Consider the following 9,040-nt stretch of genomic DNA (forward strand, 5'->3'; position numbering starts at 1 on the left):
CCTCTCGCAGGAAGCTTTCCCCGGCGGGCAGCGGCCCGGCGCCGAAGAACTCGACGATCGTCGCGCCGAGGTCTGCAAACGTCTCGCGGGTGCCGAGTGCGCGGCCCGCGCGCACGCGCGGCCCACTCACCAGCAGCGGCACGTATTCGCGTGAGTGATCGGTGCTCGGCGTGGTCGGGTCGTTGCCGTGGTCGGCGGTCACGATCAGGATTTCGTCATCGCGCAGGTGCGAAAGCAGCTCCGCGCACCGATCGTCGAACTGCTCGAGCGCGCGCCCGAAGCCGACCGGATCATTGCGATGTCCGTAGGCCTGATCGAAGTCGACCAGATTGGCGAACACCAGGCCGCGGCCCGGACGTCGAAGCAGATCGAGCAGGATCTCCTCCCCTTCGGAATTGTCCTTCGTGTGCAGCGCGTCGGTCACGCCGCGTCCCGCGAACAGATCGTCCACCTTGCCGACCGTGATCACCGGCTCGCCGCGCTCCACCACCCGATCGAGCAGTGTTGCGTGCGGCGGCACCAGCGAGAAGTCACGACGATTCGTGGTGCGTTTGTAGCTGCCGGGTGCTCCCTCGAATGGCCGCGCGATGACGCGTCCCACCGCGTGCTCCCCGGCCAGGAGCCCGCGCGCCGCGCCGCAGGCGGCGTACAACTGATCGAGCGGCACCGTGGTTTCGTGGGCAGCGACCTGGAAAACACTGTCGGCCGAAGTGTACACGATGAGTTTTCCGGTCCGCTGATGCTCTTCGCCGAGCCGCGCGATGATCTCGGTGCCGGACGCGGCGACGTTGCCGAGCCATCCCCGGCCGGTGCGCTCGCACCACGCCTCCAGCAGCCGGGGCGGAAACCCGTTCGGATAGGTCGGAAACGCGCGCTTCTGCACCAGCCCCGCGATCTCCCAGTGACCCGTTGTGCTGTCCTTGCCCGGCGAGCGTTCGGCCATGCGGCCGTAAGCGGCGCGCGGATCCACGCGCGCCGGCACGCCGCGCAGTGGCTCGATACAGCCGAGGCCCAGCCGCTCGAGCGTGGGCAGCCGCAGTCCACCGACCGCCTCGGCGACGTGCCGAAGCGTGTGGCTCCCCTCGTCGCCGTAGTCGGCCGCGTCAGGCAGCGCTCCGATGCCGACGCCGTCGAGCACGATCAGAACGACGCGCATGGGCACCTCACGACGGTTCACCGCGTGCGGCGCGCGCGGCGGCGAGCGCCTCGTCGCGCATGCGAAAGTGATCCGCGGCCTGGTGGGTCCACGCTTCGCTCTCTCCCACCAGCGAAGTCAGCTTCACCGGTCGGCCACCTCGCACGAAGATTCGCGTCACCCGCTTGCCGATCGTGCACATGATCTCGTAGGGCAGCGTTTCGCTGCCGGCCGCCACCTCTTCGATCGGGAGCCGGACATCGCCCTGCTCACCGAACAGCACCACTTCGTCGCCGACTTGGACGTCGGCGAGGTCGGTGACGTCGAGCATCGTCAAGTCCATGGTGACCCTCCCCACGATCGGTACACGGTGCCCGCGCACCAGCATGTGCCCGCGGTTCGAGAGCAGCCACGAGTAGCCATGTCCGTAGCCGACGGCCACCACGCCGATGCGACTCGGACGCGTGCTCGTCCAGGTGCGCGCATAGCTGACCGTGTCACCCGGCGGAAGGTCGCGAAGCTGCACGATGCGGCTCTTGAAAGCCATCACCGGCTGCAGATCGAGATGCGCCGAGTCGCGCGGCGGGTGATGCCCATAGGCCACGAGCCCAACTCGCACCCAGTCAAAGTGACCGTCCTCCAGGTTCATGGTGCCGGCACTGTTCGAGGCGTGCACGCGGGGTGGCGCGATTCCGCGTCGCTCGAGCTCCGCGAGGACTTCGCGAAACCGATCGAGCTGCGATCTCGAGTAGGCGAGGTCCTCGCCATCCGCGTCCGGGAAGTGCGTGTAGACGGACGCGAGTCGCAACCCCGGGAGTGCCACGGCGCGCGCGATGAAGTCGGCCGCGACGTCGAAACGCACGCCGGTGCGTCCCATGCCGGTGTCGACCTCGACGTGAAACCGCGCCGGGCGCCGGGTGTCCGTTGCCATTCGAGACAGGGCCTGGGCAAACGCTTCATCGCCGACCGAGGGTTCGAGATCGTTCGCGAGCGACTCGCCGATCTCGGCTTCGAGCAGCGGCGAGAGCACCAGGATCGGCAGCCGGTTGCCGGAGCGTCGCAACTGAATGCCCTCGTGGAGCGTCGCAACCCCGAGTGCGGCCACCCCTTCGTCGGCCGCCGCCGCCGCAACCTCTACCGCCCCATGCCCGTAAGCGTCGGCCTTCACGACCAGCAGGAGGTTGCGCTCCGAGCCGATTCGCCGTCGCACCGACTCGAGATTGTGGGAGAAGCGATCGAGGTCGACTTCGACCCACGTCGAGACCGGCATCGGCACGCGGAACCTCCGGAACGCAGGTCGCGCGCAACGGGCGGACACCCGTGCGCGGACAGAGGGCTGGTAGCATAGCCACCTCATTCGAGGCGGGCAACGAAGCTCCCCGCGTTGCCGAGCTCGTTCGAACCTGGAGGCGCACGTTGGACTTTCAGCCGGCCACGCTTCTCGCAATCGCATCCGGTGTGGTGATCGCCGCGACCTGCGGATTGCGCGCATTTCTGCCGCTGTTCGCCCTCGGACTGGTGGCACGCTTCACCGCGCTTCCGCTTCACGAGGCGACGGGCTGGCTTCGAAGCGACGTCGCGCTGATCTCGCTCGGTGTCGCGACGCTGGCCGAAATTCTGGGTGACAAGATCCCGGTGGTGGATCACGTGCTCGACGCCGTCGGGCTCGCGGTGCGACCGCTCGCGGCCGCGTTCGGCTCGTTCGCGCTGCTTCAGGGCGTGCCGGAGCCCTGGAGCGCGTTGATCGCGATTACGCTCGGCGGCTTCGCGCTGGGCGTGCAGGGCGTCAAGGCGAAGGCGCGGCTCGGAAGCAGCGCACTGACGCTCGGAACCGCGAACCCGCTGCTCTCGTTCGCCGAGGATGCGCTCGCGCTGCTCGGCACCGCCCTGGCGCTGCTCGCGCCGATCGTCGCGCTGATCGGCGTGCTGCTGGTCCTGGCGTGGGTCACTCGCCGCGCGTCACGGCGCCCGCAGGACGCTGCCCGGCCGCTCGCCACAAGGCCGTGATCTGCCGCCCGCGGTCGCAGGTTTCGATCCGCGGCCGCGCTTCGCTATCCTGCGCGACGTGAACGAACGCGATCCGCAGGCCTTCGCCCGACTCCTCGAAGTGTGCCGGCGTCTGCGCGGCCCCGACGGGTGCCCGTGGGACCGGGAGCAGACGCTCGAATCGATGACGCCGTACCTGATCGAGGAAGCGGCCGAGGCGAGCGATGCGGTCGGCTCGGGAAAACCCGAGGACATCGCGGAAGAACTCGGAGATCTCGCGTTCCTTTCGATCTTCTGCCTCGAGCTGCTCGGCGAGCGCTCTCCGCTGGGTCTCGCGGCCGCTCTCGACCTGGCGTCCGACAAGCTGATCCGCCGCCATCCGCACGTCTATGGAGACGCAACGGTCGAAGACGGCGAGGGCGCCTACCGCCAGTGGCAGGAGATCAAGAAGGCCGAAAAGGGTTCGCGACCCGAGCACGTCTCGCTGCTCGGAGAACAGCCCAAGGGAATGCCGGCGCTGGTCTCCGCATTTCGGATTCAGGAGAAAGCGGCCGCGGTCGGCTTCGACTGGCCCGAGGCACGCGGGGCACTCGCCAAGGTTCGTGAGGAGATCGCCGAGATCGAAGCCGAAGTGGGCGGCGACACGACGCCCGCACTCGCGCGCGAGGTCGGCGATCTGCTGTTCTCGGTCGTCAATCTCGCGCGCAAGCTGAAGGTCGACCCCGAACGCGAGCTGCGCGCCGCGAGCCACCGCTTTCGCGATCGGTTTCACCACATCGAGCAGCGCCTCGCTGAGGGCGGGCGCACGCCGTCACAAGCGACGCTCGAAGAGATGGACGCCCTCTGGGAGGAGGCCAAGCGCGCACTCGCGGCTCGGCCCACGGACCGATGACCGACACCCTGCCTTCACGCCACGCAGCGCTGTTCCTGCAGCTCGTGCTCTCGCTCCAGCAGTCCGGAATGATGGCGCTCGGCAAGCTCATGAATCCGATGACGCGCAAGCTCGAGCGCAATCTGGAGGCGGCGCGCGAAACCATCGATCTGATCGAGGCGCTCGAGGCGAGGACCCGCGGAAACCTCGAGCCCGACGAGGCGCGCGTGCTCCAGCAGGTCCTGACCGAGATGCGGATGAACTATCTCGACGAGATCAAGAAGGGCGCTACAGCGCCTGAAGCACCGCGCACTTGAGGTAGTGGGTCTCCGGCACTGCGAGCAGCTGCGGATGATCGGCCGCAGCGCCCGCCCACGCGCGCACGCGAAACGGCCGCTTCGCCATGCGCGCGGCTTCGAGCAGCACCTGACGGAACAGCATGTCGTCGAGATGATGGCTGCACGAACAGGTGATGAGCGTCCCGCCTTCCGTCAGCATCTGCATCGCGCCGCGATTCAGCTCGCGGTAGGCGCGCGCTCCCGCCGCCAGGTGCGACTTGGACTTGATCAGCGCCGGCGGGTCGAGGATCACGAGCCCGAAGCGCTCGCGCGCGTCGAGCAGCGCGCGCTGCTCATCGAACACGTCGCCGCGGCGAAACTGCACGCGCTCGGCGCCGCCGTGACGCGCCACGTTGCGAGCTGCCGCCGCGAGCGCGGGTTCCGAGGAATCGACCGCGACGACCTCCGCGGCTCCTCCGCGCAGCGCGAGAAGCGTCCATTCGCCCTGGTAGCAGAACAGATCGAGCACCCGCAGGCCGGCCGCCTGTTCTTCGGCCCAGCGCCGGTTCTCGCGCTGATCGAGGAACAGCCCGGTCTTCTGCCCGTGGTGCAGGTCCGCCTCGACCGCGAAGCCGTCGAGTGAGAGCTCCACTCGCTCCGGCACGTCACCCCACCACACCGAGCGCTCGAGCGGCAGGCCCTCGAGCAGCCGCAGCGGCGAGTCCGCGATTCGCATCACGCCCCGCGGCGACAGCACTCGTTCGATCGCCTCGCGCAACAGGTCGGCCCGCGCTTCCATGCCGAGCGTGGTGATCTGAACCGCGAGCCAGTCGCCATAGCGGTCGATCACCAGCCCCGGGAGCTGGTCGGCTTCGGAGTGCACCAGTCGATAGGCCGCAAGCCCGGGAACCACTCGCTCCCGATAGCGCAGGGCGCGCTCGAGGCGCCGCGCGAAGAAGTCCACGTCGATCGGGTCGCGGCCGCGCGTCATCACGCGCGCTCGAATCAGGCTGTGGCGATTGTAGTAGGCACGGCCGAGGAACGCGCCGCGATCGTCGAGCACGTCGACCAATCCGCCATCGCGCGGCTCGGGCTCCACGCTGGCGACTTCGTTGCTGAAGATCCACGGATGGCCGCCGCGCACGCGGCGGTCCTGGTTGCGTTGCAGCCGCAGCTGCGCGATCGCTTCGGTCACGGTTCCCCCATGGTCGCGCGTGTCGCCGCGGCGCCTCTCAGCCCGGAAACCCCTCGGGTCAGGTGCGCGGCGACACCGCGAGTCCACCCGGCGAAGTCTTCGCGGGCTTCAATCCGAGTCCGAGTCCGATCAGGCGATAGACCAGTCGGGTGGCAAGAAAGTCGGACGCCGTCTGACCCGCCATCGGCGCCAGCTCCACCACGTCGAAGCCAACGATGCGGTGCCGTTCGGTGACGGCGCGCAGCAGGTCGACGGTCTCGAACCACTCCAGTCCACCGGGCTCCGGGGTGCCCGTCGCCGGCATCAGCGAAGGATCGAAGCCGTCGAGGTCGAAGGTCACGAACACGTGAGGGCTCAGGCCGTCGAGGATCGGGCTCCAGTCGCGCTCGAGTGCCCGGAAGCCGCGCGTGCTCCAGATCGGCAGCGGGTGCGCGGCGAAATACTCCGCCTCTTCTTCGCTGATCGAGCGGATCCCCACGGAAGTGGCCGGCACCAGTTCGCGAATGCGGCGCATGACGCACGCATGGCTGAAGCGCGAGTCGAGGTAGCTCTCGCGCATGTCGCCGTGCGCGTCGATCTGCAGCACGCTCAAGTCCGGCCACCGACGCTTCGCGGCGCGAATCGCCCCGGTCGTGATGCTGTGCTCGCCGCCGAGGATCGCAGGCAGCTTGCCTTGCTCGAGGATCCACTCGGTCGCGCGTTCGACGCGCTCGACCATGGCCTCAGGCCCCGCGGCCGTCGGCTCGAGTTCGGGCAGTGTCGCGATTCCGTGGCGGTAGATCGGCCCGATCTCCTCGTCCCACAGCTCCATGTTTCGCGAGGCGGCCAGAATCGCCGCCGGCCCGAGCCGCGTGCCACCCTGGTACGAGGTCGTGAAGTCGTAGGGAACCGGCAGCACCACCGCACGCGCGGTTTCGAGCGCCGAGAACTCGGGCTCGAGTCCGCCGAAGTTGTACGGCAGTCCGCTCGGCCAGTCGGGCTGCGTCATGCTGGAGGTCCCCCGGAATGCGTCGGGCCCTCCCACGAGGGAAGGGCCCAACGCGTCAGCTGGCTGATGAAGCGTGAACTTCGCCGCGAGGCTCAGGCGTGACGAGCGGCTGCCGGGCGGGTAATGCGTCGGCGTTGTGCCCGCACCATACCGGCCGCGCCGTTGAGCTCCTTCGGGAACTCGGTGCCACGGTCGAGCACGTTGGTCTCGGCCTTCTCCATGCCGAACGCTTCCTTGAAATAGTCGGTTGCGAACTCGGCGTCGAAGCTCTTGCACGAGAAGATGTCGACACTCACGAACTTCTTCTCGGGAAACGTGTGGATGGAGATGTGGCTCTCGGCGATCAGAACGAATCCCGAGATCCCCCAATCCTCCGGCTTCAATCCGCTGTAGCGAAAAACGTAGGGCGGCATGATGCGCGTCATACCGATGCGCGCAGGGAGCTCGTCCAGGATGCGGTAGATCGCGTTCAAGTCTTCGAGCTTCTTGCGATCACACCCATAGCCGTCCAGCATCAGGTGCGGACCAAAACCGTTCATCGTATCGGGGTCCTCCCCGGCGCCGGGTGACCGGTCGCCTGAGTTCGTGAGACGTCGAGCTACTCCTCCTCCTCGGACGCACCGCCCAGGAGGTCTTCATCCTCTCCGAAGTCGCCGTCGTCGCCGTCTTCGTAGAGGTCGTCGTCATCGTCGTCGAGGTCGTCGTCGAATTCGTCGTCGTCCTCGAATTCGTCGTCGGCCTCTTCGTCTCCGTAGATCTCGTTTTCTTCCTCGTCGCCGACGTCATCCACCTCGTCGTCGGGGAGTCCGCCGAAATCGTTGTCGTCGATGCCTCTCTTCTTGAGCATGGCAACCTCGGATCGAAGAAACTCTGCGTGTTGTGTCGCGTCCCGTTCGTGAGCCGATCGAGTCCCGTGTGCGGAATTGAGTGCGTCCGAGACGGCCGAGACGCGTGCAGTCAGGAAAAAGCACCGGCAGTATACGGAGCGCGCCCCCCCCGTCAATGGGAAATGCGGCGCCCCAACCGACGCCCGGGCTGACGTTTGGCGCGCTTGGATGCGACGGCATGAACTGCCGGTTCGAGGTACTCGAGTTTCCCGGCGGCCCGGGCCCGGCAGCGGCGCAAATTCGCGACGCGGAAACGGGCGAAACGCACCCGCCTCCGGCGAGTCGGTGCGACAAAAGGGAAAATGGCGGGGTTGACGGGACTCGAACCCGCGACCTCCTGCGTGACAGGCAGGCGTTCTAACCAACTGAACTACAACCCCGCGGGTCGGCGTGGGTCGCGAGGAGCGACACCCGACGCTTCGAGCCGCGGCAGAATACTGACCGACCCCCGGAGTGTCAACGAGTCGCGCGGCCAAAACCTCAATATCGCTTCCGGATCGCCGATCCCGGGTAGTAGTGACGCAGGATGTTCTCGCCGGCGATTCCGAGCCGAGCCATCCCGAGCGCTCCGGTCTGGCACAATCCGACCCCGTGGCCGTTGCCGGCTCCGCTCACGACGACGGCGAGCGCACGGCGAGTGGCCGGATCGCGGCGGACGTCGAGCTTGATCAGCGTCGAGCGCAGGATCGAGCCGGGCTTTCCGCCCCGCCTGAGCACCATTCGCAGCGAATGCGCCGGAATCTCGATGCGGCCGCGGCTCGTCACGATGTCGAGACGCCACACCCGGCCCGAAGTCGAACGCGAGTGCACGCGCACGTCGAGCAGCCGCCCGAGCCCGCCGCTCGGCAATCGGATGGCATGACCCGGCCCGAACCGCCTCAGGTTCTCGAGGAACTCGGCAGCCGTCCACTCCTCGCGCCAGCGGTAGTGCGGTGAGGCCGAGCAGTAGTCGGCTCCGGTTCCTCGATCGAGATGGCTGGTGAGATAGCGGCGCGCGGGCTCCGGCCACGCCTCCCACACCTCCGCGCTGATTCCGCCGCAGGTCGAGCTGTAGTTGGCGCGCACCGGCTCGCCCTCGCTCTCGGCGACCTGGCCGGAGGTGGTGCTCACGCAGCGTGTCGCGAGCGGCTTCTCGCCGTCGACGGCTCCGTAGACCTGATCTTCGACGGTACCGAACAGGTCGAATCCCTCGATGCCGCGCCGCCCGAGGTAGTAGAGCGTGAAGCTGCGCGCCGCGATGGCCTGAGCGCGGCCGGCCTCGAGCAGGCTGTCGGCGAGCGGCCCGATCTCGTAGGGCAGCACGCCGAGCAGATAGGTCTCGAGCGGGACGCGCGTCGCGAGTGTCAGCTTTCCGCGCGCATTGCGGAACAACTTGAGGTCGCCGCGCCACGTCCGCCCCTTCCAGCGCGTGAGTCCCGCTTCGCCGTCCGCGTTCGCGCGCGGTCTGACCCACAGCGTCTCCCCGGCCGCCATCGGGCGGGTGCGCGGTTCGGCGCCGATCAGGTCGAGACGTACGCCACCTGCGCGCACCTCGGCCCGCACCCAGCCACGCTCGGGAAGTACCACGGATTCGCGTCCGTCGATGTCAGCCTCTCCGAGCGGATCGAGCGTGAGCGAATCGAGATCCCACGCGAGCCCGATCGTGAGGCTCGGCTCGCCCGGCACCGGGATCGGCAGCGGCTCGGGTGCGGGCCGAGGTG

At 68.1% G+C, this 9,040-nt stretch carries 10 protein-coding genes and 1 tRNA gene; 3 read left to right on the plus strand and 8 right to left on the minus strand.

Features of this window, described 5'->3' with window-relative positions:
* Both HOP12_12085 and alr read right to left on the minus strand, forming a co-directional pair.
* Positions 1–1,156, minus strand: a 1,156-nt coding sequence (locus tag HOP12_12085) for a phosphopentomutase (protein NOT34894.1), incomplete at its 3' end; no start/stop codon positions are given.
* 7 nt (positions 1,157–1,163) lie between these two features.
* Entirely contained in the window at positions 1,164–2,411 is a 1,248-nt protein-coding gene (gene alr / locus HOP12_12090; GenBank protein NOT34895.1) for an alanine racemase, read from the minus strand.
* Between the two features lie 140 nt (positions 2,412–2,551).
* Between alr and HOP12_12095 the strand changes: the two genes are divergently transcribed.
* The 3 genes from HOP12_12095 to HOP12_12105 are packed head-to-tail and all read left to right on the plus strand — an operon-like array spanning position 2,552 to position 4,309.
* A complete protein-coding gene (locus HOP12_12095) occupies positions 2,552–3,142 on the plus strand; it encodes a DUF4126 domain-containing protein (GenBank protein NOT34896.1) in 591 nt (196 codons plus the stop codon).
* A gap of 58 nt (positions 3,143–3,200) precedes the next feature.
* Positions 3,201–4,013, plus strand: coding sequence for a nucleoside triphosphate pyrophosphohydrolase (gene mazG, locus HOP12_12100; GenBank protein ID NOT34897.1), 813 nt, complete (start codon positions 3,201–3,203; stop codon positions 4,011–4,013).
* Positions 4,010–4,309: a DUF1844 domain-containing protein gene (locus HOP12_12105; protein ID NOT34898.1), complete on the plus strand. Its 300-nt coding sequence runs from the start codon at positions 4,010–4,012 to the stop codon at positions 4,307–4,309. Before mazG ends, HOP12_12105 begins: the two co-directional genes overlap by 4 nt.
* Here HOP12_12105 and HOP12_12110 read toward each other — a convergent pair.
* The 6 genes from HOP12_12110 to HOP12_12135 all read right to left on the minus strand — a co-directional run.
* The gene (locus tag HOP12_12110; protein ID NOT34899.1) at positions 4,281–5,465 is read right to left on the minus strand and encodes a class I SAM-dependent rRNA methyltransferase; all 1,185 of its coding nucleotides are present in this window, start codon (positions 5,463–5,465) and stop codon (positions 4,281–4,283) included. The two genes, HOP12_12105 and HOP12_12110, sit on opposite strands and share 29 nt — an antisense overlap.
* A 58-nt stretch (positions 5,466–5,523) precedes the next feature.
* Positions 5,524–6,453, minus strand: coding sequence for an agmatinase (speB, locus tag HOP12_12115; GenBank protein NOT34900.1), 930 nt, complete (start codon positions 6,451–6,453; stop codon positions 5,524–5,526).
* Between the two features lie 92 nt (positions 6,454–6,545).
* Positions 6,546–6,992: an adenosylmethionine decarboxylase gene (gene speD, locus HOP12_12120; GenBank protein ID NOT34901.1), complete on the minus strand. Its 447-nt coding sequence runs from the start codon at positions 6,990–6,992 to the stop codon at positions 6,546–6,548.
* A gap of 59 nt (positions 6,993–7,051) precedes the next feature.
* Entirely contained in the window at positions 7,052–7,300 is a 249-nt protein-coding gene (locus HOP12_12125; GenBank protein ID NOT34902.1) for a hypothetical protein, read from the minus strand.
* A gap of 343 nt (positions 7,301–7,643) precedes the next feature.
* A tRNA-Asp gene (locus tag HOP12_12130) sits at positions 7,644–7,720 on the minus strand.
* A gap of 100 nt (positions 7,721–7,820) precedes the next feature.
* The coding region (locus tag HOP12_12135) for a SpoIID/LytB domain-containing protein (protein ID NOT34903.1) at positions 7,821–9,040 on the minus strand (1,220 nt) is incomplete at its 5' end.

Source organism: Candidatus Eisenbacteria bacterium, assembly GCA_013140805.1.
Classification (GTDB): Bacteria; Eisenbacteria; RBG-16-71-46; order RBG-16-71-46; family RBG-16-71-46; genus JABFRW01.

Excerpts from the sequence above, each read along its gene's own strand:
- HOP12_12105 (NOT34898.1), top strand. The coding sequence starts at position 4,010 with ATGACCGACACCCTGCCTTCACGCCACGCAGCGCTGTTCCTGCAGCTC.
- speB (NOT34900.1), bottom strand. The coding sequence starts at position 6,453 with ATGACGCAGCCCGACTGGCCGAGCGGACTGCCGTACAACTTCGGCGGA.
- speD (NOT34901.1), bottom strand. The coding sequence starts at position 6,992 with ATGAACGGTTTTGGTCCGCACCTGATGCTGGACGGCTATGGGTGTGAT.
- HOP12_12125 (NOT34902.1), bottom strand. The coding sequence starts at position 7,300 with ATGCTCAAGAAGAGAGGCATCGACGACAACGATTTCGGCGGACTCCCC.